At 68.3% G+C, this 23,330-nt stretch carries 21 protein-coding genes; 8 read left to right on the top strand and 13 right to left on the bottom strand.

Annotation, left to right across the window (positions count from 1 at the left end; translation table 11 throughout):
* Positions 1 to 39 precede the first annotated feature (39 nt).
* Both DDE10_RS15440 and DDE10_RS15435 read left to right on the top strand, forming a co-directional pair.
* On the top strand, positions 40 to 297 hold the full coding sequence (locus tag DDE10_RS15440; protein ID WP_114953671.1) for a hypothetical protein: 258 nt from the start codon (positions 40 to 42) through the stop codon (positions 295 to 297).
* A gap of 143 nt (positions 298 to 440) precedes the next feature.
* Positions 441 to 920, top strand: coding sequence for an OsmC family protein (locus tag DDE10_RS15435; RefSeq protein WP_114953670.1), 480 nt, complete (start codon positions 441 to 443; stop codon positions 918 to 920).
* 247 nt (positions 921 to 1,167) lie between these two features.
* Here the strand turns inward: DDE10_RS15435 and DDE10_RS15430 are convergent, their stop codons facing one another.
* On the bottom strand, positions 1,168 to 1,749 hold the full coding sequence (locus DDE10_RS15430) for a hypothetical protein (protein ID WP_114953669.1): 582 nt from the start codon (positions 1,747 to 1,749) through the stop codon (positions 1,168 to 1,170).
* Between the two features lie 113 nt (positions 1,750 to 1,862).
* Here DDE10_RS15430 and DDE10_RS15425 point away from each other — a divergent pair, with 113 nt between their 5' ends.
* Positions 1,863 to 2,393, top strand: coding sequence for a hypothetical protein (locus tag DDE10_RS15425; protein WP_114953668.1), 531 nt, complete (start codon positions 1,863 to 1,865; stop codon positions 2,391 to 2,393).
* Positions 2,394 to 2,403: 10 nt separating this feature from the next.
* On the opposite strand, the gene DDE10_RS15420 is transcribed toward DDE10_RS15425, so the two are convergent.
* From DDE10_RS15420 to DDE10_RS15400, 5 genes are all read right to left on the bottom strand, one after another.
* Positions 2,404 to 2,868, bottom strand: a complete 465-nt coding sequence (locus DDE10_RS15420; RefSeq protein WP_162806650.1) for a hypothetical protein — start codon at positions 2,866 to 2,868, stop codon at positions 2,404 to 2,406.
* Positions 2,869 to 2,890: 22 nt separating this feature from the next.
* Positions 2,891 to 4,378, bottom strand: coding sequence for a UdgX family uracil-DNA binding protein (locus tag DDE10_RS15415; RefSeq protein ID WP_114953666.1), 1,488 nt, complete (start codon positions 4,376 to 4,378; stop codon positions 2,891 to 2,893).
* A gap of 16 nt (positions 4,379 to 4,394) precedes the next feature.
* The gene (locus DDE10_RS15410) at positions 4,395 to 5,639 is read right to left on the bottom strand and encodes a putative DNA modification/repair radical SAM protein (protein ID WP_114953665.1); all 1,245 of its coding nucleotides are present in this window, start codon (positions 5,637 to 5,639) and stop codon (positions 4,395 to 4,397) included.
* Positions 5,640 to 5,706: 67 nt separating this feature from the next.
* Positions 5,707 to 6,324 carry a DUF4328 domain-containing protein gene (locus tag DDE10_RS15405; protein ID WP_114953664.1) on the bottom strand — a complete coding sequence of 206 codons (618 nt, stop codon included), beginning with the start codon at positions 6,322 to 6,324 and terminating at the stop codon, positions 5,707 to 5,709.
* 181 nt (positions 6,325 to 6,505) lie between these two features.
* On the bottom strand, positions 6,506 to 8,764 hold the full coding sequence (locus DDE10_RS15400; protein WP_114953663.1) for a TonB-dependent receptor plug domain-containing protein: 2,259 nt from the start codon (positions 8,762 to 8,764) through the stop codon (positions 6,506 to 6,508).
* Positions 8,765 to 8,852: 88 nt separating this feature from the next.
* On the opposite strand from DDE10_RS15400, the gene DDE10_RS15395 reads away from it, so the two are divergent.
* Positions 8,853 to 9,935 carry a phytase gene (locus tag DDE10_RS15395; RefSeq protein WP_114953662.1) on the top strand — a complete coding sequence of 361 codons (1,083 nt, stop codon included), beginning with the start codon at positions 8,853 to 8,855 and terminating at the stop codon, positions 9,933 to 9,935.
* A gap of 7 nt (positions 9,936 to 9,942) precedes the next feature.
* Here the strand turns inward: DDE10_RS15395 and DDE10_RS15390 are convergent, their stop codons facing one another.
* Both DDE10_RS15390 and DDE10_RS15385 read right to left on the bottom strand, forming a co-directional pair.
* On the bottom strand, positions 9,943 to 10,428 hold the full coding sequence (locus DDE10_RS15390) for a YbaK/EbsC family protein (RefSeq protein WP_114953661.1): 486 nt from the start codon (positions 10,426 to 10,428) through the stop codon (positions 9,943 to 9,945).
* A gap of 9 nt (positions 10,429 to 10,437) precedes the next feature.
* On the bottom strand, positions 10,438 to 10,857 hold the full coding sequence (locus DDE10_RS15385; RefSeq protein WP_114953660.1) for a secondary thiamine-phosphate synthase enzyme YjbQ: 420 nt from the start codon (positions 10,855 to 10,857) through the stop codon (positions 10,438 to 10,440).
* Between the two features lie 96 nt (positions 10,858 to 10,953).
* On the opposite strand from DDE10_RS15385, the gene DDE10_RS15380 reads away from it, so the two are divergent.
* From DDE10_RS15380 to clpS, 3 genes are all read left to right on the top strand, one after another.
* Complete coding sequence (locus tag DDE10_RS15380; protein WP_114953659.1) at positions 10,954 to 12,750, top strand: PHA/PHB synthase family protein; 1,797 nt, start codon at positions 10,954 to 10,956, stop codon at positions 12,748 to 12,750.
* Positions 12,751 to 12,852: 102 nt separating this feature from the next.
* Entirely contained in the window at positions 12,853 to 13,608 is a 756-nt protein-coding gene (locus DDE10_RS15375; RefSeq protein ID WP_114953658.1) for a phasin family protein, read from the top strand.
* Positions 13,609 to 13,791: 183 nt separating this feature from the next.
* Complete coding sequence (gene clpS / locus DDE10_RS15370) at positions 13,792 to 14,127, top strand: ATP-dependent Clp protease adapter ClpS (protein WP_432653735.1); 336 nt, start codon at positions 13,792 to 13,794, stop codon at positions 14,125 to 14,127.
* A 150-nt stretch (positions 14,128 to 14,277) separates the two neighbouring features.
* On the opposite strand, the gene DDE10_RS15365 is transcribed toward clpS, so the two are convergent.
* The gene (locus DDE10_RS15365; protein WP_114953657.1) at positions 14,278 to 15,009 is read right to left on the bottom strand and encodes a Crp/Fnr family transcriptional regulator; all 732 of its coding nucleotides are present in this window, start codon (positions 15,007 to 15,009) and stop codon (positions 14,278 to 14,280) included.
* 219 nt (positions 15,010 to 15,228) lie between these two features.
* Between DDE10_RS15365 and murA the strand changes: the two genes are divergently transcribed.
* Positions 15,229 to 16,512, top strand: a complete 1,284-nt coding sequence (gene murA, locus DDE10_RS15360) for a UDP-N-acetylglucosamine 1-carboxyvinyltransferase (RefSeq protein ID WP_114953656.1) — start codon at positions 15,229 to 15,231, stop codon at positions 16,510 to 16,512.
* A gap of 159 nt (positions 16,513 to 16,671) precedes the next feature.
* Here the strand turns inward: murA and DDE10_RS15355 are convergent, their stop codons facing one another.
* The 4 genes from DDE10_RS15355 to DDE10_RS15340 form a co-directional block, all read right to left on the bottom strand.
* On the bottom strand, positions 16,672 to 18,018 hold the full coding sequence (locus DDE10_RS15355; protein WP_114953655.1) for a metal-dependent hydrolase family protein: 1,347 nt from the start codon (positions 18,016 to 18,018) through the stop codon (positions 16,672 to 16,674).
* A 28-nt stretch (positions 18,019 to 18,046) separates the two neighbouring features.
* Positions 18,047 to 18,931 (bottom strand): GNAT family N-acetyltransferase, encoded by an 885-nt coding sequence (locus tag DDE10_RS15350; protein ID WP_114953654.1) that lies wholly within the window; start codon positions 18,929 to 18,931, stop codon positions 18,047 to 18,049.
* A complete protein-coding gene (locus tag DDE10_RS15345) occupies positions 18,928 to 20,187 on the bottom strand; it encodes a DUF445 domain-containing protein (protein ID WP_284734688.1) in 1,260 nt (419 codons plus the stop codon). Before DDE10_RS15345 ends, DDE10_RS15350 begins: the two co-directional genes overlap by 4 nt.
* 63 nt (positions 20,188 to 20,250) lie before the next feature.
* Complete coding sequence (locus DDE10_RS15340; RefSeq protein WP_114953652.1) at positions 20,251 to 23,322, bottom strand: efflux RND transporter permease subunit; 3,072 nt, start codon at positions 23,320 to 23,322, stop codon at positions 20,251 to 20,253.
* Between the last annotated feature and the right edge of the window lie 8 nt (positions 23,323 to 23,330).

Genomic DNA, 23,330 nt, shown 5'->3' with positions numbered 1-23,330 from the left:
CACAGCGCCCCATTCTTGAGGGTAGAAAAGGGGAATTCCATGAAAGTTCTGGCTTATTCGGCCGCTGCGGCCGGTCTGCTCGCGCTCGCCGCATGCAACAACTCCGCCGGCGAACGGGCCGAGGACAATATCGAGGCCGCCGCAGAGAACCAGGCCGACATGCTCGAGGAGCAGGCCGATAACGCCACCACCGAGGCCGCCGAGGATTCCCTGGAGAATCAGGCCGACAACGTGCGCGAGGCGGCCGACAATATGGGCGACGCCGCCGAGAACGGATCGCTCGCCAACAATATGTGATCGGCAGCTTTGCCGGCTGCGACGGGCGCCCCTGTGGGCGCCCGTCTCTTTTTCCGGCGCCCGCTCGTCCGTCGCGGCCGCCTCGCGTTGAGCCGCCGCCGCTTCCCGTGATAGCCTGCCGCCGTCAGGACAGGGGGGAAAGAATGGACGATAGCAGCAGCGTGACGGCGCGACCGGCCGGCTGGGGCAAGTTCCGCACCGAGATCGCGGTGCGCGGCGCCCGTATCGTCGCCGACGAGCCGATCGAGGTCGGCGGCGGCGGGGAAGGGCCGACACCGTTCGAACTGCTCTCCGCGGCCCTCGCTGCCTGCACGTCGATGACGCTTCGTCTCTATGCCCAGCGCAAGGGCTGGACCCTGCCGACCTTCACGGTCGAGGTCGGCCACCATCTGGCCGGCACCGAAGGCGCCGGCCCCGACCGCGACCGCTTCGACCGCCGCATCGCCTTCGACGCGCCGCTTCCCGAGGAGCAGAGCGCGAGGCTGCTCGAGATCGCCGACAAATGCCCCGTCCACCGCACCTTGATGCGCGGCTTCGAGGTGACGACGCGCTATGGCGTGCCGGGCACCGCCGAGCCGCCTGCGCGCCACGAGCAGGAAATGGAGCGCGCCTGCGAGGATTGAGGGATGGAATTCCCTCTGGCGCGGTGCCGGTGACGTGGGCTGCATCGTTGCACGCGAAGGCGCGAAGATGGCGGACGAGAAGTCCGAGCCATTCTTGAGGACGCCGCACGCTTCCTCTTCCTACTGGAGATAGAGAAGTCGTGGCTTCACCAGGACCCGACGAAAGCCGCTTTCCCTGCGCGTCTTCGCGACTTCGCGTGAACAGGATTCGGATTCGCCGCTTGCTCGGCGGGTGGAAGCACGCCCGCTAGGGCCGCGGCCTCAGCCCGCTTTCGACGATGTGCCAGCGGCGCTGGGCCTCGGTCGAGCCCGGCACGTCGTTGACCCGGCGAAGCCGAATCGGGCCGAGCAGATTGAACGGCGCTCCGTTCGCCAGGCGACCATAAGCCTGGACCGGGATCTCGACGTAGAGCGACCCGGCCGCGCCCTCGATCCGGCCCGGCGCGCCGATCTGAGCATGATATTCGCGGTAGCGGCCGAAGCTGGCGGCGAAATCGGCCTCGCTCATCCCGCTCGCGCGGCCATCCTCGCCCCAGAGGCGCCAGGCCTCGCCATAACGGCCCTGCTCGATGAGGGCGAAATAGCTCTGCAAAACCTGCCCGGCGCCCTGCGCGCTTTCCGGAGCGATCGGTCCTTCCGCAAGCGGCGTGCGGTCGTCCGGCAGTCCTCCCGGCTCGCCCGGCGCGGGCGGGTCGAGCGGGGCCGGGGCCGGCGCTTCCGCGGGCACCGGGGCGGACGGTTCCGGCTCGGCACGATTGTCGAGCGCTGCCTCGGGGGCGCAGGCGGCGACGTACAGGCCGGCGGCAAGAATGAGGCAGTTGCGGCGCACCCGGGGCCAACGGAGGATTCCTTGTCCGGTTCCGGGACAGTCGCAAATACCTGATTGCACGCGATTTGTTGTCCCCTAGCAGAGGCGGCGGGCAAGAATCTCTGGGGGCATTCGTGGATATTTGGACCGGCGTCCTGCTCGCGGGGCAGGCGCTCTTGCTGGTCGCTCTGGCGGCGCTGGCGAGGATCGTGATGGCCGAGCGGCAGGCGCGAGTGGACGCATCTTCGGCGCTGGAGGCGCTGGAGGCGCTGGAGGCGCGGATCGCCGGCGTCGAGGCGAGCGCCGAGCGGCACGCCTTGTTCGAACGGCGACAGGAGGCGATCGCGCCGATCGATGCGCTGCGGCATCGATGGGCGCAGGGCGGAACGCCCGATCGCGCCGCCTTGGCCACGGCGCTGGCGGCGATCGAGAAGCTGCGCTTCCTGTTCCCGGCCGAGATTTCCGACGAGGTCGAGGAGGCGTCGGCGCTGCTGACGACCTGCCTCGCCCACCTTCAATGGGAGGCAGGCGCGCTCGGCGGCGGCCGAAGGGACAAACCCGCCGACCTCGCCGAACGATATGCGGGGCTGCTGGACCGGCTGCGCGACACGATCGAGGCGCTCCACGCCCGGATGAGCGAGGCGAGCCGGATGAGGGGCGCATGAGGGCGGTCGCCTATTCCACCACCACCATGTCGAAGCTCTCGATGCGCTCGCCGCCGCACCAGATCTCGGCGCGGCGATAGAGCGGCGTGCCCGTCCGCTCGTGGCGCACCGCATCGCTGACCGCGGCATTGGGCTCGGGCACGAGAGCGAGATCGAGCCGGAGCGTGCCGCCGCCGCTGTCGGAGCGCTCGGTGAGGGCGGGTCGGAAGCCTGCCATCTGCAGGTCGACGCGGCCGTTCACCCGGACGTGACCGAACTCCCACGAGCCGATCCAGTCCGTCGTGGCCTGGAAGGGGCAGCCCTCGAATCCCGCGGGCGCGGCGGCCTGACCGGCCTGCGCCGATTCGCCGACGGCCGACTCATCCGCGGACTCGTTCGCCGTCGCCTTGGCTCCCGCGCCGTCGCCGCCGCCCGATCCGCAGCCGGCAAGGCCCAGCGCCAGTGCGGCCGCGAGCGGCCAACCCAATTTCCTCATCGCTCATTCTCCCGGTGAAGGATCATGCCAGTGCGCGCGCCCGCTCGCCGATCCTGTGGAGATCGTCGACGAAGCGGCGATATTCCTCGCGCTTGCGGTCCGCGTCGGGGACGCGCAGCAGGAAGGAGGGGTGGACGGTCACCCAGGCTTCGCCCGCCTCGCCGTCGGGAAGCACGTGCGGCTCGCCTCGCATGCGCGAGATCGTCACCGCGCGGCCGAACAGGGAACGGCCGGCGGTGGCGCCGAGCGCGACGATCACCGGCGGGCGGATCAGCATCCGTTCCTGCTCGATCCACCAGCGGCAGGCTTCGATCTCGCGGCCGTCCGGCTTCTGATGGATGCGCCGCTTGCCGCGCGGCTCGAACTTGAAATGCTTGACGGCATTGGTGACGTAGGTGCGCGCGCGGTCGACGCCGGCTTCGACGAGCGCCCGGTCGAACAGTTGGCCGGCTGGCCCGACGAACGGCCGACCGGCCAGATCCTCCTGGTCGCCCGGCTGCTCGCCGATGAACATGATTCGGGCGTCGAGCGGTCCCTCCCCGAACACCGTCTGGGTGGCGTGCTTGTAGAGGTGGCAGCGGGTGCAGACCTTCGCCTCGGCGAGGAGAGCCTCCCAGGCGGCGAGCGCGTTGCCGCCGGGCTCGAGCCGCCGCTCGGCCGCATCGGCGGCGGCGAGGCCTTCGCGTTCGGTGTCGCCGAGATCCGCTTTCGCTCGCGCCATCTTCCCATCCGTGCCGGCCGAGGCCGCGACCATCGCCGCCTCGCGGCCCCGCGCCTCCTTGATCATCCCGCTCACCAACGCCGTCTCGGGCAGGTTTTTCCAATATTTCTTCGGCATCTCCTTGAGCATCGCGCCGACGCTGAGGCGGGCCGGGTTGAAGATGGCGGAATAATAAGTCGACCACGCCTCTTCGGTCGGGTCCTCCGACGGGGCATCGCCGCGTGCCGCGCCCGGCCCCTCGGCGAGGATCTCACCATCCCAATGGAGGCTGAGCTCGGGCGTGAGGATCGACCAGCGCATGCCGGCGAAGCGCCGGACGAAGAAGCCGGCGACGGCGCGCACGATGTGGTGGTCGGGCTCGAACCAGGCGACGTAGCGCGGCCCCTCCGGCGTCGCGACTTCGCGGAAGCGCAGGAAGGCGTGCATCTTGTGGATGTCGCGGCGCACCGCCTTGGCCAGCCGCTCGAGGCGCTGGACGAGCGGATCGGCGGCATCGTCGAGCGCCGCCGGGCGGTCGCGCAGCCGCAGCAGCATGGCGTAGAGCAAGGCGAATCGCTCGGGATCGCTGTGGCAGATCACGCTTTCGGCGAGCGAGATGAAGGCACGCGGCACGGTAAAGGTCGCGGCCGGCGGCAACGGCTGGGATGACGCCGCATCGAACAGGCCGACGACGGATTCGCCGACCCGCCAGCTGATGTCGGTCGCCGGGGCCCGCGCGCCGGCGAGCGCGCGCGCGGCGTCGCGCCAGCCTTCGAAATCGTCCTCTTCGGCGAGGCTGACGACGCGCATTCTTCCCTTCCCGCGATCAGGCGGCGAACAGCTCCAGCTGCCTCGCTTCTGCGGCGGGGCGGGTGCGGGGGTCAATGGCGTCGGCAAGAACGGTCGGCCGCCAATCGGCGGCGATCAGGAACGGGCGCACCTTCGCGATCGAGACGGTGAGGCGGGCGACATCCTCGAGGCGCAGCCGCCGCTGACGGCGGGCGGCGAGAAGTCGGTCGACGGCGCGGACGCCGAGCCCGGGCACCCGCAGCAGCTGCTCGCGATCGGCGCGGTTCACGTCGAGCGGGAAGAGCGCGCGGTGGGCGAGCGCCCAGGCCAGCTTGGGATCCACGTCGAGCGGAAGGTTGCCGGCGGCGTCGGTCGAGGCGGCGAGCTCGTCGACGCGGTAGCCGTAATGGCGCAGCATCCAGTCCGCCTGATAGAGGCGGTGCTCGCGCATCAAAGGCGGCCGCCGCAGCGGCAGCACGGCGCTGGCGTCGGGAATCGGCGAGAAGGCCGAATAATAGACCCGGCGCAGGCGAAAAGTGCGGTAGAGCGTATCGGCACGCGCGATGATGGCACCGTCATTGGCACCGTCGGCGCCGACGATCATCTGGGTCGATTGGCCGGCCGGCGCGAAGGCCGGGGCGGAACGGAACCGGCTCTTCGCGTCCTTCCCTTCGTCGATCGCGCCCTTGAGCGTCTCCATCGACCCTTCGATGCGCCGGACGTCCTTCTCCGGCGCCAGGCGCTTCAGCCCTTCGGCCGTCGGCAGTTCGACGTTGATCGAGAGCCGGTCGGCATAGAGGCCGGCACGGCGGATCAGCTCCGGATCTGCGTCGGGAATGGTCTTGAGGTGGATATAGCCGCGAAAGTCGTGATCCTCGCGCAGGCTTCGCGCCACCTCGACGATCTGCTCCATGGTGTAGTCGGACGAGCGGATGATTCCCGAGGAAAGGAAGAGGCCCTCGATATAGTTGCGGCGATAGAAAGCGAGGGTGAGGTCGACGATCTCGGCGGTGGTGAAGCGGGCGCGGCGGACGTTGGAGCTGCGGCGGTTGATGCAATAATGGCAATCGAAGATGCAGCTGTTGGTCAGCAGGATCTTCAGGAGCGAGATGCAGCGCCCGTCCGGCGCATAGGCATGGCAGATCCCCATCCCCTCGGTCGAGCCGATGCCTTTCCCGCCGAGGCTGTCCCTCCGCTTCGCCCCGGACGAGGCGCAGGAGGCGTCGTATTTGGCGGCGTCGGCGAGGATGGCGAGCTTCTGGCGGGTGTCGAGGCGGGACATGAGTTCGCCTTATGTTCCCGCGCCCTTCTTGTCCATGTCCTTGTTTCGCCGGCCGTCTTTCCCGCGATCAGGCGAAGGTTTCGTCGTGCCGGGCGTAGAGCTGCGCCGCGGCGAGCCGCTGCATGATGCTGACCAGGACGATCGTCAGCGGCACCGTCAGGATCGCGATGACGACGTCCAGAATGACCACCGCCGGCGGGGCGAGAGCATCCGGATCCTCGAACGTGATGCGCATCGAGATGTTGGAGAGGAGCGACGTCGACACCCACAAGGCCCACCACCAGCCGAGCAGCGCCGGAGCCGGTTCGCCATGCCAATTGCCGCGGAAATGACTGGCGAGCCAGGTTTCCTTCATCGCCTGGAACGGCTTGAACAGGTTGGCGATGGGAATGAAGTACCAGCCGACCGCCCAGCCCGGCGAGATCGTCATCTCTTCGCTGATCGCATGGGCATTGGCGCTGACCCGATAGATCCAGATGGCGACGAACACGATGGCCGCGATCGTCACGAGGCCGCACGTCAATTGCGCGAAGCCGACCGCCACGAGCGTCTCGGGCGCGATGGTGTCCTGGACGCGGTAGAGGTAGAGCGACAGGGCGGTCACGAGTCCTTGCGCCGCCATATTGGCCCACACGAAGATGAGCGCCATCCGAGTCGCGCCCGACGGATCCTTGAAGACATGCATGACCCATCCCCCCGATCGGTTCTGCCGCCGAGGAGACTGATCCAAGGCGTGGCGCGAGTCCAGTCCGGTCGCCGCCCCCTCGGCGCCGACCGGCTGCCGACCGCGGCGCTAGGGACGGCGGCGGCGTCGCGAATTGACGCGGCGCAAAAGCGCGGCGCGATTCAGTTCAGGACGCCAAGGCTCAGAACGCGACCCGCAAGGTGGCCTGGAACAGGCGCCCGGAGCGCTCTCGCTCGAGCTCGAACTCGTCGAGGTCGCCGGCGGCACGATTGTCGAGGATCTCCTCGAACGAGTCGCCGTCATATTTGCGGAAGACCTCGCGCTTGGTGCGGTTGAGGAGGTTCTGGGCCGACAGGCGCAGGACGACGTTGCGGCCGAAGCGCCGCTCGACGAAGGCCTCGAGATCGGGCGTGTAGCGAAGCTCGACCGTCTCGTCGAAATTGCTCTCGACCGCACGGCTGCGCCCCGAGAGCGAGGCGCCGAAGCTCATCTCCCAGGGACGGACCGTCTGGATGAAGCCGACATTGTAGAGATGGTGCGGCTGATTGTTGAAACGACGTTCCTCGCCGGTGAAAGGATCGGTCGTCTCGCTGTCCAGCCAGGTGTAGTTGGCGAAGAAGCCGGTGTCGGGAAGGCCGAGAAAATCGAGCGGCGTCGACAGGTCGATCTCGACACCCCAGAGGCGGCCTTCGCCGATGTTTCGCGCCTGGTAGACATTGCCGGGCTCGCCGTTCAGCGGGTCCTCGCCCGTTGCGACGAGCTCGATGAGATCGTCTATGTCACGGTAGAAGAGATTGACCCCGACGATGCCGCTGCGGCCGATGCGACGCTCATAGCCGAGATCGACGCCCCAGGCGCGCTGGTTGCGCAGCCCCGGATTGCCGATCAGCTCGTCCTCGTCGCCGGGCTCCTCCTCCTGCCGATAGGGGGAGATGAGGTCGTAATCCGGCCGCCGCACCGTCCGAGCGAGCGACAGGCGCAACTGGTTCACCGCATCGGGAGCGTAGCGCAGATGCACAGACGGATTGAGCGATTCCTGCTCGAAGTCGGCGCGCCCCTCGTCGCTGACCGTGCGCCGGCGGGTGATCTCGTAGCGCAGGCCGGCATCGACGGTGAGCCCGTCGGCCGGCTCCAGCGTCAGCCGGGCATAGGGATCGTAGCGCGTCTCCCGGATGGTGAAGATGGCGCCGGGCGCCGTCTCTTCCTCGATCTCGTCGCCGTCCACCTCGAAGATCCGATTGGCGCCGTCGCGGGTCTTGCGCAGCAAATCGATGCCGAGCTTGAGCCGCCAAGGATCGGCGCCGAAGGCGTAGCTCAGCGTGCCGGTATATTCGTCATCCTCGATGTCGAGCGTCTCAAGCGCGACCAGCTCGGCTCCGGCGAGGTCGTCGCCTTCGTCGATCTCGACATCGGTATCCTCGCGAAAGCCGGACCAGCCGGCGGCGAGGCCGAGCTCGCCGGGGCCGATCGGGAACTCGCCGTCGAAGGTCAGGCCGTAGGTCTGCTGGCTGATCCGCTCGCGCTGGATCTCGATCCCGTCGAGTTCGAGATCGGCGCCCTCGAACGTGATCGAGGTCTCGTCCTCGTCACGGTCGGTATCGACGAACAGGCCGGACCAGCGGATCCGGCCGGCGCCGACCGGCGCGGTCAGCTCGAAATTGCCCGACAGGTCGGTGCCGTCACGCGTATCCTCCTGCAGCTCCAGATTATCGAAGTCGGGGGAGGTCTCGTCGGCATCGATCGGCACCTCGTCGGAGAAGCGATAACTGGTCTTCTCCTTCGGATTGCGGCGCTCCTGATAATTGACCGCGGCCCAGAAGCGGGTGGCGCCGATCTCGCCGGCATAAGCGGCCGCCGCGGACGGGCGGACGCCGCCATCCTGGTTGAGAAGGCCGCCCAATCGCAGGAAGCCGCCGTCGAAGGTCGCGCTTTCCTTGGTGATGATGTTGAGCGTCCCGGCGACGCCGTCGCTGGGCTGGTCGGCACGGGGCGCGCGGACGAGCTCGATCCGCTCGACCAGCTCGGCGGGGATGCGGTCGACGAAGAAGCTGCGATCCGCTTCCCCGCCCGGTGCGCGACGGCCGTTGATGAGGATGTTGGTGAAGCCGGGCGGAAGCCCGCGCATCTGCGCGCCGTCATATTCGAGCACGTCGGAGGTGAAGGTGACGCCGGGGACGCGCTTCAGCATCTCGCCGACCGAGACCGGCTCGAAGCGCTGGAAATATTCGAGGTCGTAGGAGAGGACCGGATTCACGTCCTCGGTCCGGTTGCGGAAGGAGAGATTGCCGGTGACGATGATCTCCCGCGCCTGGTCGGGGTCGTCGGTCGGGCGGGCGATCGGCTCGGCCCCGGAGGCCAGGTCCGCCGCTCCGTCGACCGCCGCGGCCGGAGTCGCCGCCGACAATGCGCCGCCAACCAGCAGCCAGGACTTCAATCGCATCGCAATCCCCCCATGGTGAAATCGTCACGGAAATGACCCACGGGCGGGCTAGCGCCGGCCGCGGACGAACGGCCTCTAGGGGGGAAGCATGACGCGAACGGGTCGGATTCATTTCGCTTTGGTGACGGCGATGCTGGCGGGCGCGCTGGCCGGCTGCGCGACCGTCCCCGCGGGGGCACCAGCCGTGACGGTGCCGGCCGCGGCGGAGACGGAGGCGGTCGGCACGGCCAATGCGGACGCGGCGGACGATCCCGCGATCTGGGCGGCGCCCGCCGGCGGCAGCGCGATGCTGTCCGGGCAGCGTATCGCCGGCTTCATCGCCGGGACCGACAAGAAGGCCGGCCTTTATGTCTACGACCTCGCGGGACGGCAGCTCCAGTTCCTCGCCGACGGACTGCTCAACAATGTCGATCTGCGCGCGGACGTGATCGTCGACGGGCGGCCGCAGGTGCTGATCGGCGCGAGCGACCGGGGGCGGATGGGCGTGGCGCTCTATCTGTTCGATCCCTCGGACGGGACGGCCGCGAACGCCGTGCGGCCCTGGGGGTTCATCCGATCGGACGTCACCGAGCCCTACGGCTTCTGCCTCGCCATCGCGGGCGGCAGCCCGCATGCCGTGCTGATCGGCAAGGATGGCGAGGTGCGCCAGTATCGGATCCAGGCCGGACCGGACGGCCCGACGGGGACCGAGGTCCGGCGTTTCGCGATCGGCTCGCAATCGGAAGGATGCGTCGCCGACGACGAGAGCGCCATGCTCTATGTCGGCGAGGAGATGGGCGGCGTCTGGCGCTATCGGCTCGATCCTGCGGCGGCCGCGGAGCGGACGCTGGTGCAGGGCGTGGACGAAAGCGGCCGCCTCGTCGCCGATGTCGAGGGCGTCACCCTGATCCGCGATCGCGGCGCCACCTATCTCATCGTCTCCAGCCAGGGCGACAGCGCCTTTGCCGTCTGGCAGGTGGACGGGGTCGAGCCGGCCTATCGGGGCCGTTTCCGCGTCGGCGCCGGCGAGGGCGTGGATGCGGTGAGCGGGACCGACGGCCTCGACGCGCTCGGCGGCCCCATCGGCGATTATCCGGAAGGGCTCGTCGTCGTGCAGGACGACCGCAACGAGGGCGCGCAGAATTTCAAGCTGGTCGACTGGCGGGTCATCCGGAGCGCGCTCAACCTGTAGCGACCGCTCAGCCGGCCGGTTCGCTTGGCTCCGGCACCCGGCAGACGTTCACCCACCGCGTCGACACGAGGCCGGCGAGCCGATCGACGCCGACCTCGACCGAGCTGTTGAGCGATCCCGCGGCGGGATAGACGATGTCGTACGCCTGGAGCGAGACGTCGCAATAGACCAGGAGCGGTGTCGCCAGACCGAACGGGCAGACTCCTCCGACCGGATGCCCGGTCAAAGCGAGCGTCTCGTCCGGCCCGAGCATCCTCGGCCGGCCTCCGAACTCGGCCTTCGTCTTGCCATTGTCGAGCCGGGCATCACCCCGGGCGACGACGAGGAAGCTCTCGCCATTCACCCGCACGGCCAGGGTCTTGGCGATCCGGCCCGGCTCGACGCCGAGCGCGAGCGCCGCATCGGCGACGGTGGCGGTGCTTTCCGCGACCTCGAGGATCGGTAGATCGGGCGCGTGCGCGGCCAGCCAAGAGCGGGCGGATTCGAGCGTCATCTCCGCCTCTCAGTCGCCGATCAGGTGGAGGGCGAGGCTGCGCCGGTGCGGGCGCCGGCGATGTTCGAAAAGATAGAGTCCCTGCCAGGTGCCGAGCGCCAGCGCGCCCGCGATCACCGGGATCGACAGCTGAACCTGGGTGAGCGCGGCCCGCAGATGGGCGGGCATGTCGTCCGGCCCTTCCTCGTCATGGGCATAAGCCTGCGGATCCTCGGGCGCGATCCGGGCGAAATAGGCCTCGAGATCGGCGCGCGCGGCGGGCGCGGCATTCTCCTGGATGAGCAGGGAAGCGGACGTGTGGCGGCAGAACAGGGTGAGCAGCCCTTCGGCGATGCTCTGGTCCGCCGTCCAGCGGCGCACGCGGTCCGTCACGTCGATCAGCCCCTGCCGATCGGTGGCGACCTCGATCATGGTCGTTGCCTGTCGCATCGCCGCTCCGGTAGCGCGATGGCGCGGAATGACCAAGCCCGGCCCTTCCACGTCGGCCGGGCGTTGACTAGGCTCCGGACAGCAAGGAGGACCAGGATGGCCGAGACGGATACGGGCGCGGCGCCGTCGAGCGGAGAGGTGGAGACGCCCGTCCCGTCGCTGGAGGAGCTCCAGCACTGGACCTGGGTGATGGGCCGGGCGCAGCAGCTGATGATGGAGCATCTTGCCGGCCGATGGGGCGAGGCTGCGGCCAGGGCGCCGGATCCGACGTCCTTCGCGAGCGCCTGGCCTGCCTCGTCCTGGTTCGCCGATCCCGCCAAGGTCGCCCAGGCCCAGGTCGATTTGTGGACCGAGGGGCTTTCGATCTGGCAGCGGGCGCTCGGCGGCCATGGCGGCCGGGCGGATCTCGAGGAGAAAGCGGACCGCGACAAGCGCTTCGCCGCGCGCGAATGGCGCGAGCATCCCTTGTTCGACATGCTTCGCCAGACCTACATCCTCGTCTCGGACCGGATGATGGCATCGGTCGATGCCATCGAGGGCCTGGACGAGAAGAGCCGCGGCAAGCTGCGCTTCATCACCCGCGCCTTCGTCGACGCCATGTCGCCGTCCAACTTCGCCCTCACCAACCCGCAGGTGATCGAGCGAGCGATCGAGACCCGCGGCGAGAGCCTTCTCAAGGGCCTCGAGCACATGCTCCAGGATCTCGGCAAGGGACAGCTCACCCATGTCGAGCCCGGCGCCTACGAGGTCGGCGTCAACATCGCGACCACGCCTGGCAAGGTGATCAAGCAGACCCGGCTCTACCAGCTCATCCAGTACGGACCGACCACCGAAAAGGTGCTCGAGATTCCGCTGCTCATCTTCCCGCCCTGGATCAACCGCTTCTACATTCTCGACCTCAACCCCAAGAAGAGCTTCATCCGCTGGGCAGTCGAGCAGGGGCTGACGGTGTTCGTCGTCTCCTGGAAATCGGCCGACGAGGGCCTGAAGGACGTCGCGCTCGGCGACTATGCGCAGGCGCAGCGCGAGGCGATCGACACGGTGCGCGAGGCACTGGGCGTCGATCGAGTGCACGCTATTGGCTATTGCGTCGCCGGCACCGCGCTGGCCGCCACCCTGGCGCTGATGGCCGCACGCGGCGAGGCGGACAAGATCGCCTCCGCGACCTTCTTCACCGCCCAGGTCGACTTCAGCGAGGCGGGCGATCTCAGCTTCTTTCTCGGCGACGAGCAGATGGAGCTGATCCGGCAGCTCTCGGCCGAGAAGGGCTATCTCGACGGCCGCTACATGGCCGCCACCTTCAACCTGCTGCGCGGCCGCGACCTCATCTGGAACTATGTCACCAACCACTATCTGATGGGCGAGGACTATCCCCAGTTCGACCTGCTCCACTGGAATTCCGACACGACCAATCTCCCGGCCGGGTGGCACCAGTCCTATCTCCACCAGCTCTACCGCGAGAACAAGCTGGTCCAGCCGGGTGCGATCGTCATCGACGATACGCCGATCGACCTTCGCCGGGTGACGGTGCCGACTTACGTCCAGTCGGGGCGGGAGGACCATATCGCGCCACCGCAGAGCGTGTGGAAGATCACCCGCCATTTCCAGGGGCCGGTGCGGTTCGTGCTCGCCGGCTCGGGTCACATTGCCGGTGTGGTCAACCCGCCCGAGGCCCAGAAATATCAATACTGGACCAACGAAGAGAAGGTCGACACGCTCGACCGCTTCATCGCCGGAGCGACCGAGCACAAGGGCAGCTGGTGGCCGGACTGGATCGGCTGGATCCGGGCCCATTCCGACCGGATGGTGGCAGCGAAGGGGGCGCGCATTCCCGGCAAGGGCAAGCTGGCCGCGATCGAGGATGCTCCGGGCAGCTACGTCAGGACGCGCTGAACCCGCCTGTGAACGGTCCCATGCTGCGGTGCACAATTTTCACTTGAAACCATCGATTGCGTCACCTATTTGCTGCACTGCAACATTGTATAGGATGACGTGATGGCCGACGAGACCCAGGCGACCGAAACCGGCGAGACCGAAGCGGCGACCGAAGCGGCGGCGACGGCCGTTCCGACCCAGGAGCCGGTCGCGGCCCCGGTCGAGGCGGCCCGGACCGTCGTCAAGGCGAAGCGCCCTGCCCGCAAGGCGGCCGCTTCCAAGCGTATCCAGGCGACCGCGCCGGCGAGCAAGCCGCTCCGCGCCGCCAAGGCGAAGCCGGCGCCCAAGCCGGCGAGGAAGAGGAAGATTGCGCCGGTCCGCGCCGGCGTCCCCAGCATCCAAGGAGTTGAGACCATGACCAAGCAAACCAGGAACGGGGTCGAAGCCGGCCTCTACACCGCCGACCAGATGAAGACCGTCTTCGGCGACGTCAACGAGCGCGCCAAGGCGGCTGTCGAGCGTTCGGCCAAGATGGTCGAAGAATTCGCCGACATCACACGCGGCAATGTCGAGGCGCTCGTCGCGTCGTCGAAGGTCGCCGCCAAGGGCGTCGAGGCGCTGAGCCAGGATGCGGCCGAATATAGCCGCAAGAGCTTCGAGGAAGCCTCCAGCGCGTTCAAGAGCTTCGCCGAGGTGAAGTCGCCGACCGACTTCTTCAAGCTGCAGAGCGATTTCGCCCGCGCCGCCTTCGACAGCGCGGTCGCCGAGAGCGCCCGTCTCAGCGAGACGGTGCTGAAGCTCGCCGGCGAGGTCGCCGAGCCGATCACCAACCGCTACAACGTCGCGGCCGAGCGCGTGAAGTCCCTCGCTGCGTAAGCTTTCGAGGGTCGAACCGCCGACCGTGGAAAAGGGCGGCCCTCCTTCGGGAGCGGCCGCCCTTTTTATTGACGCAGGCCGTCCGGCGGAATGTCCCGCTTGGGCGCCGATCCCGATCCGCCCCCTTGCCCCGGGCCGGCACCTTGCCATATTTATCTCGTTGTTATGGACATGTCGGAACGCGTGATCACAGCCTCGGATAAAGACAGGAACGACGACCAGGGCACCGGCCTTGGCCTCGCCACCAAGACTCGCACCCGGACGAAGACGCCCTCGCCCTACAAGGTGCTGATGCTGAACGACGACTACACGCCGATGGAGTTCGTCGTCCACGTCCTGCAGCGCTTCTTCAAGATGGGGATCGAGGATGCGACGCGGGTCATGCTCCACGTCCACCAGCGCGGTGTCGGGGTGTGCGGGATATTCCCCTATGAAGTGGCCGAGACGAAAGTGGCGCAGGTGATCGACTTCGCCCGGCAGAACCAGCATCCGCTCCAGTGCACGCTGGAGAAGGCCTAGCAGGCTGCGTTCCGATAGCATCGGGACGGCCGCTCCAGGTTTTCGGATGGCCGCGAGTTTCGAGTCCTCGGACGATAACGTCCGACCGCAAATCGCCCTAACCTGAACGCGCCTCTTGCCGGCCCGCCGAAGCATTGCGGGCGCCCGGCTTTATCTTGGCGGCGGCAGCCATCCGGTCTCGACCGGCGTGCGATCGATGAAGCTCGCCTCGGCACAGAGCCGGCCTTCGTCAAGCACCCGCAAGTGGCTGCCGTTGCGATCGATCAGGCCGTCCTCGACGAGACCGCGCATCATCCGGTTGACGTGGACCGCGGTCAGGCCGGTGGCGTCGCCGATATCCTCCTGGGTGAGCGGCAGCTGCACCGCGCCGTCTGCCGCCAGCCCGAGGATGCGAAGCCGGCTATGGATCTCGCAGATCAACGACGATACCCGCGCCCGCGCCGAAGTGCGGCCGATCGAGGCGAGCCTGTCGGCGAGCGACACGCGCTCGGCGACGGTGAGAGCGAGGATCAGCGCCGCCAGCCGGGGATGCTCGGTCATCAGCGCGGCCAGCCGCTCGCGGCTGAACGGGCACAAGGTCGCGTCGGTCACCGCGGTCACCGTCTCCGGCGGGTCCGGGAAGGCCAGCAGCGGCAGGCCGATGAGATCGCCCTGGAAATGGAAGCGCATGATCTGACGGCTGCCATTGCCGAGGACGACGCTGCTGTGCAGCCAGCCCTTGCGGACCACGAACAGGTCGCGCGGAGCGCCGCTCTCGCTGATGACGACGGCGCCGCGGCGGTAGGCCCGGTCCTGCTCCTCGAGGCGGTCGAGCGCGGCGCGCTCGCCGGAAGACAAGGTGACGTAATGGCTGAGACGTTCAGCTAGACAGGATCCCCCCAACGATTACTCCCCCGGTACACTCGGGACCCGTTTCGCCATGACGGTTCCCCTTACCGCCGCGACGACCAGACCCCACGCGATCTTTTGCTCGACGGGCGACACTAGAACTGTTTGCGACGCCCCGCCCTGATCAAGATCAAGACGACGCGTTTGACGACCATTTCCCGTCGCCGTGCCAGCGCCTTGCGCCGGGGAACATATCGCTTAATAGCCTCGTCGATGGACCGGATCATCATCACGGGCGGCAAGCGCCTGCAGGGGCGCATCCCGATCTCGGGCGCCAAGAATGCGGCGCTCACCCTGATGCCCTGCGCGCTGCTGACCGACGAGCCGCTGACCCTGCGAAACCTGCCCCGGCTCGCGGACGTCGACGGCTTCGGCCACCTGCTCAACCAGCTCGGCGTGTCGACCATGGTCGAGGGCGCCCGCAAGGGCGAGTTCGGCCGGGTGATGACCCTGCGCGCCTCGACCATCGTCTCGACCGTGGCGCCCTACGACATCGTCCGCAAGATGCGCGCTTCCATCCTGGTGCTGGGCCCGCTGCTCGCGCGCGCCGGCGAGGCGACCGTCTCGCTCCCCGGCGGCTGCGCGATCGGCAACCGCCCGATCGACCTTCACCTGAAGGCGCTGCAGGCGCTCGGCGCCGAGATCGAGCTTGCCGCCGGCTATGTGCGGGCGGTAGCGCCGAAGGGCGGCCTCACCGGCGGCACGATCCGCTTCCCCACCGTCTCGGTCGGCGCGACCGAGAATGCGCTGATGGCGGCGGTGCTCGCCTCCGGCACGAGCGTCATCGAGAATGCCGCCCGTGAACCCGAGATCACCGATCTCGCGCTATGCCTCAATGCGATGGGCGCGCGGATCACCGGCCTCAGGACCGACACGCTCACCATCGAGGGCGTCGAGCGGCTGCACGGCGCCACTTATGCCGTCATGCCCGACCGGATCGAGGCGGGAAGCTATGCCTGCGCCGCGATGATCACCGGCGGATCGCTCGAGCTGGTCGGCGCCAGGCGCGAGACCATGCCGTCGATCCTGTCCGGTCTCGAGGATGCCGGCGCGACGATCGAGGATGGCGACCGCGGCATCCGGGTCAGCGCGAACGGCGCGATCAAGCCGCTCTCCATCTCGACTGCGCCCTTCCCCGCCTTTCCGACCGACATGCAGGCGCAGTTCATGGCGATGCTCAGCCTCGCCGACGGGACGAGCCTGCTCACCGAGACGATCTTCGAGAATCGCTACATGCACGTGCCCGAGCTCAGCCGGATGGGCGCGGATATCGAGGTGCGGGGCCGATCGGCGGTGGTGCGCGGCGTCGACAAGCTGATCGGCGCGCCGGTCATGGCGACCGACCTGCGCGCATCGATGAGCCTGATCCTGGCCGGTCTCGCCGCCGAGGGCGAGACCCAGGTCCACCGAGTCTATCATCTCGACCGCGGCTACGAGCGGCTCGAGGAGAAATTGCAGGCGGTCGGCGCCGAGATCGAGCGCGTCAGCGACGGCTGAGCCGCTTCCGGCCTAAGTCATCCTCAACTGGATCGGGTCAAACACCGGCCCGCTCATCCTGCGTAGGGACTGAGCCTATTGCGTCCTTCGCTACGCCGGTTCGACAAGCTCACCAGCTACTCAGGATGAGCGGGGTTGGGGCAAGGTGATCACGCCGCCCTAATCCACCTCGGTCAGTTGGCGCTCGCCGCCCATTTTGTGGATCCGGCCGCGGCGCATGACGAAGCCGACATTCTCGAGCAGGCGCACGTCCGCGGTCGGATCGCCGGCGACGGCGATGATGTCGGCATCCTTGCCAGCCTCGATCGTGCCGATCGTCTCGGCCCGGCCGAGCAGCGTCGCGGCGTTCACCGTCGCCGCCTGGATCGCCGCGGCCGGTGACATGCCGCCGCGGACCATGAGCGCGAACTCCCGTCCGTTTTCGCCGTGGCGGCTGACGCCGCTGTCGGTGCCGAAGGCGATGTTGACGCCCTCCCGGACCGCGCGCGCGAAGTTTCCCTCGACCGCCGCCGCCGCCTCGCGCGCTTTGACGCGTTGCGCCGGCGTCAGCGCGCCCCGCTCGGCGTCGGCCAGCGCCGCCACCGGCGCGAGCAGGGTCGGCACGTAATAAGCGCGGGTTCGGCGGAACAGTTCGAAGCTGCGGTCGTCGGCGAAGGTGCCATGCTCGATGGAATCGACCCCGGCCTCGAGCGCGGCGTTGATCCCGCCGGTACCGTGGGCATGGGCAGCGACGCGGCGGCCGAAGCTCCGCGCCGTCTCGACGACCGCGCGCATCTCGTCGTCCATCATCTGCCGGTCGAGGCCGCCGGCGACGTTGCTGAGGACTCCGCCGCTGGCGGCGAACTTGATCACCTCAGCGCCGTTCGAGACCTGCTCGCGGACCGCGCGGCGGCAGTCGTCGGCGCCGTTGCAGACGTTCGTGGCGCGCGGCGCATGGATCGCGTCGAGGTCGCGATTGAGGCCGTTGACGTCGCCATGGCCGCCGCTGACCGAGATCATCGCCGCGGCGGGGACGATGGTCGGCCCGGCGAACAGGCCTTGCTCGACGGCGTCGCGCAGCGACATGATGGTACGCGGCTCGCCGCCGAGGTCACGGACGGTGGTGAAGCCGGCGAGCAGGGTGCGCCGGGCGTTGACCATCGCCGTATAGGCTTCGTCCTCATGATCGCGGAACGGCATCTGGAGGCGCGCCTGGAGACGGTCGTCCAGGCCTTCGAGATGGACGTGCATGTCGATGAGGCCGGGAAGGACGTAGCCGTCGCGCAGGTCCACGATGCGGGCGCCGGGCTGCTCGGCATAGCCGTCGCGGATCTCGACGATGCGACGGCCTCGAACGACGATGCTCGCCGCTCTCCGCGGCGGCTGTCCCGGGACGGCGAGCAGGGTCCCGGCATGGATGATGGTAACGGGCTCCTCGGCGGCGACCGCCGCCGGAGCGGGCTGCGCCTGAGCGGGCTCCACCGCCGCGAGCGCCGCGAGCGCGGCCGCCAGATGGGCAATTCTCATCGATCCCTCCCCTGCTTCATCCCCGCGGTCAGTCCTGCAGCGTCCTGGCGAAGCGGTAGCTTGTCCGCTCATAGCCGAGCCGCTCGTAGAAGGCGTGGGCGCGCATCCGCTTCATGTTGCTGGTGACCTCGACGAGGCCGCAGCCGAGCTCGCGAAACCTCGCCTCCGCGGCCTCGACGAGCAGGGCACCGACGCCGGCCCCGCGCGCCGCCTCGGTAACGACCATCATGCTGATTCGGCCGACCGGTCGCGGCCGGTGCAGCATGACCCGGACATGCCAGGTGAGGCAGCCGATGACGCCGCCACGATCCGCGACGAGCGGCGCCTCGCCCCGCTTGCGAAGCTCCGCCAGCCGCTTGCGCACCTCCGCCTCGGTCGCCTCGTAGCCGAGCTCGCCGATCAGGCGGGCCAGCGCCGCCGCATCCCGCGGCATCGCCTCGCGGATGCGCGGCGGCTCGGGCGCGGCGGATTCCCGCCGGCGCCGCGGCGCTGGCCGCTTCGGGTCCGGCGCGCGCCGCTCCGGCTTGGGCGCGGGCGCTTCGGCCGGCTGCGCATCGGGCGCCTTTTCGGTGCGGCGGGAACGCGAGGCCGCCACGGACGGGGCTTGTCGCCTTTCGGCCAAAGGCTTCTCCGCCGCCTTGCGGGGGCGGGCCGCCGGCGCGGCGCCGTCGGGAACGGCGGAAATCAGCGAGCGCTTCCAGCTCGCCTTGAGCCCGCCGCGGAGATAGGATTCGACCTCCTCGGCCGTCGCGGTGAGGCCGGCCTCGCCGAAGCCGAGCACTTCCTTTCCGCTCTTGCCGTCCTTGAGACCATAGCAGCCGAAATCCCCGCCCGGCTTGCGCCGGCGCGACTTGACCAGCTTGCAGCCCCGATTGGCGGCCATCGCCCGCAGCGCGTCGTCGCGCTCGCTCAAACCAGCACCTCGACCGTGTGGATGATGAGGCCGACGAGACCGCCGACGAGGGTGCCGTTGATCCGGATATATTGGAGGTCCCGCCCGACCGCGGCCTCGAGCCGGTCGGTGACGGTGCGCGCATCCCAGGCCCGCACCGTCTCCGAGACCAGTTTGACGATGTTGCTGCCGTAGGAGGCGCTGATCCCGGCTGCGGCGCGACGGGCGAACTGGTTGATCGCCTGCTTGAGCGACGGCTCCTTCTGGAGCGTCTCGCCGAGCTGGCGCAAGGCCTCGCCGAATTTGCCGGCGAGGGCGGCGTCGGGATCGCGGGCCGCCTTGAGCAGCCCGGCCCGGCTGCTCTCCCAGAGCCCCCCCAGCCAGTCGCTGACCGCCGGATTGGCGATCATCTCGTTCTTCCAGGTCTCCACCTTGGCCTGCGTCTCCGGATCGTTCTGCAGCTTCCAGGCCAGGCGGGCGAGGCCTTCCTCGGCCTTGGCCCGGATCGGATGATCTGGATCCACCGCCATGTCGATGCTGAGCTTCCTGAGGCCGTCGATGATCGCCTCCGCGAGCCGCTCGTCGAGGCCCGCCAGGCGCAGGATCCAGCCGGCGCGCTGATGGACCATGTCGCGGATCAGCGTCTCGTTCGCATCGAGGGTGCGGCCCGCCCAGGTGACGATCGCATCGACCATCGGCACGTGCCGATCCTCGGTCATCGCCGCTTCGAGCGACTTGCCGAGCAGGGGGGCGACCTCCATCGCGCGCATCCGCCCGGCGATGGCCGATCTCACCATCCCGCCAAGCTCTTCCTCGTCGAGCGATTCGAGGATGTCGGCAAGCAGGCGCGACGCGCCCTGGCGCAGGCGCCCCTCGGCGGGCGGCTGGGCGAGGAAGCGCCCGACCGCGCCCGCGACGTCGACGGTGCGCATCCGCCGGGCGACGACCGCGGGGGTGAGGAAATTGTCGCGCAGGAAGGCGGCGAGCGTCTCGCCGATCCGGTCCTTGTTGCGCGGGATGATCGCGGTGTGCGGGATCGGCAGGCCGAGCGGATGCCGGAACAAAGCGGTGACCGCGAACCAGTCGGCGATGCCGCCGACCATGGCCGCTTCGGCAAAGGCGCGCACGAAGCCCCAGACCGGGTGGATCTCGACGAGGCCGGTGGCGGCGATGAACAAGGCCGCCATGCCGGCGAGCATCGCCGTGGCGAGCACCCGCATGCCCCGGGCGCCGCGCTGGACGGGGGTGGCAGGGCCCGGCGGTGGGACGTCGCTCATGGCCGATGAATGAACCGGCGGCGGGGTTGGTTCAATCCCACCGCCGGTCGAAAGCAGGCTTGGTTACTCGGCTGCGTGCGGCGTCGGCGAGGGTGCCTGGGCACCGCCGGTGGTGAACCACCGGCGCAGCCTCGGCCCCAGCCGCTCCTCGATGCCGAGAGCGAGGCTGAACGTGCCGGGGACGAGCACCAGAGTGAGGACCGTCGACAGGAGAAGGCCGCCGATCACGACGATGCCCATCGGCGAACGCCAGGCGGCATCGCCCGAGAGCGAGAGCGCAGTCGGCACCATGCCCGCACTCATCGCCACCGTCGTCATCACGATCGGCTGGGCGCGCTTGTGGCCCGCGTCGAGGATCGCCTCCTGCTTGGGCACGCCCTTGTCCATCTCCTCCAGTGCAAAGTCGATCAGCAGGATCGAGTTCTTGGCGACGATGCCGATCAGCATCAGCAGTCCGATATAGACGGCGATCGAAATCGGCTGACCGGCGATCCAGAGCGCCAGAAGACCTCCGAGCGGCGCGAGCAGCAGGGAACCCATGTTCACGAAGGGCGGCAGGATGCGGCGGTAGAGCAGCATGAGCACCGCGAAGACGAGGAAGACGCCGGATACGACGGCGATTATGAAGTTCTGGATCATCTCCTGCTGCCACCGGTTCATGCCGAGCATCAGCTCACGCACGCCCTGAGGCATGTTCTGCATCGCGGGGAGCTGACGGATCTTCGGCCAGACCTCGCCGCTCACCACTCCCGGCGCAAAGTCGGCGCCGATGGTGATACGACGGGTCTGGTTGGTCCGCTGGATGACGCTCGGACCGGCGCCGAAGGTTATGTCGGCGATCAGCTTGAGCGGCACGGATCCGCCGCTGGAGGTCGCCACCGGCAGGTTCTCGATCGTCGAGAGGCGCTGACGGGAATCCTCGTCCATCGACACGCGGATCGGAATCTGCCGGTCGGAGAGCGAGAAGCGGGCGCTGTTCTGGTCGATGTCTCCCAAGGTCGCGATCCGGATGGCATTGCTGAGCGCGGCGGTGGTCACCCCGAGATCCGCGGCAATATCGAGACGCGGCGTCACGACGATCTCGGGCCGGGGCAGATCGCCGCTGACGCGGGGCGCGACCAGCTCGGGTATCGTCGCCATCTCCTGGACGAGCTGCTGGGCGACCCGGTTGAGCTGCACCGGATCATCGCCACCGAGGGTCAATGTCAGTGCACGTCCGCCACCGTTCTGGAAGTTGCGGAAGAACACGCGGGCGTCGGCGATACGGTTCAGCGCCGGAGCGACCGCCCGCTCGAGCTCCTGGCTGGAGCGCTCACGGTCCTCGCTGAACATGGCCGAGACGGTGGCGCTGCCGACCCGCACGCGCGAGAAGACGCTGGTCACCTCAGGCTGCTGGCGCAGCACCGCCTCCACCTGTTCGACGACATCGCCGGTCTGCGCCATCGTCGTGCCCGGAACCATTTCTACGCTGACGCTGGTCTGGTCCTGGTCGACATCCGGCTGGAAGGTCTGCGGCATGATCATGAAGAACATCACGGTCAGGATGAGCGACACGACGCCACCCACGATCGTTACCCAGCGATGTCGCAGGGTGAAGGACAGGACCGACATGTAGCGGTCCATCAGCCAGCCCTCGCCGTGAGTCGCGTGTCCCTTCGCCTTGAGGAAATAGGCGGCGAACATCGGCGTAATGAGGCGCGCGACGGCGAGACTGGTGAGCACCGCGGCCACGACCGTGAAGCCGAAATTCTTGAAGAACTGGCCGGCGACGCCCGGCATCATCCCGACCGGCAGGAAGACCGCGACGATCGAGAAGGTCGTGCCGACGACGGCGAGGCCGATCTCGTCGGCCGCGTCGATCGACGCCTGATAGGCGCTCTTGCCCATTCGCATGTGCCGGACGATGTTCTCGATCTCGACGATCGCATCGTCGACGAGCACGCCCGCGACGAGGCTGAGCGCGAGCAGCGTCATGCTGTTCAGAGAGAAGCCGAGCAACTCCATGAACCAGAAGGTGGGGATCGCCGACAGGGGAATGGCGATCGCCGAGATCAGGGTCGCCCGCCAGTCGCGAAGGAACAGGAAGACGACGACGACCGCGAGGAACGCACCCTCGAGCAGAGCCTCGATCGCCGCCTCATACTGGGCCTCGGTATATTTGACGGAGTTGAACAGCTCGACGAAGCGGATGTTGGGGTTCTGCTCCTCGAGTGCCCGCAGCCTTTCCATCGCGCCGTGGAAGACGGTAACGTCGGATTCGTTCTTCGCGCGCTGGAAACCGAAGGAGAGCACCTGACGCCCATTGTGGGTCGCGTAGCTGCGCTGCTCGGCATAGAGGTCGCGCACCTCGGCGATGTCGGCCAGCTTGATCGTCCGCCCGCCGCCGATCGCGATCTGGGTCTGGCCGAGCTGAAAAGCGGTGGTGGCGTTGCCGAGGATGCGCAGTGCCTGCTCGGATCCGGCAATCTCTGCGCGACCGCCAGCGGCGTTGAGGTTGACCTGACGCAGCTGCTGGTTGACCTGGCTGGCGGTGATGCCGAGCGACTGCAGCCGGGCCGGGTCGAGGATGACGCGGATCTCTCGCGACACGCCGCCGGTGCGCGTGACCGCGGCAAGCCCGGGCACCGAAAGCAATTCTTTCGAAACGGTATTGTCGACATACCAGCTGAGCTGCTCGAGCGTTCGGTCGGTCGAGACGACCGCGAAGCTGGCAATGTCGTCGCCGGCAGTCTCAGCGCGACCGACCTGAGGCTCGAGAATGCCCTCGGGCAGATCACCGCGTATCTGGGAGATGGCGTCGCGCACGTCGTTGACGGCGCGATCGATCGGGGTGCCGAGATCGAGCTGGACGACCGTCTGCGAATTGCCTTCGCTGACCGTCGAGTTGATCTCGTCGATGCCGGTGATCGAGCGGACCGCGGCCTCGACGCGCTGGGTGATCTGGGTCTCGATCTCGGTCGGCGCCGCGCCGGGCTGCGAGATCGAGATCCAGACGATCGGGAATTCGATGTCGGGCTCGTTCTGCACGTCCATCCGCATGAAGCTGATGAAGCCGGCAGCGGTCAGGAAGAGGAACAGGACGAGCGACGGAACCGGGTTCCGGATCGACCAGGCGGAGATGTTGCGGAAGCTCATCGGGTTCG

The organism is Sphingosinicella terrae (genome assembly GCF_003347635.1).
In the GTDB taxonomy this organism is placed as follows: domain Bacteria; phylum Pseudomonadota; class Alphaproteobacteria; order Sphingomonadales; family Sphingomonadaceae; genus Allosphingosinicella; species Allosphingosinicella terrae.
This window is presented reverse-complemented; position numbering and strand designations above follow the sequence as displayed.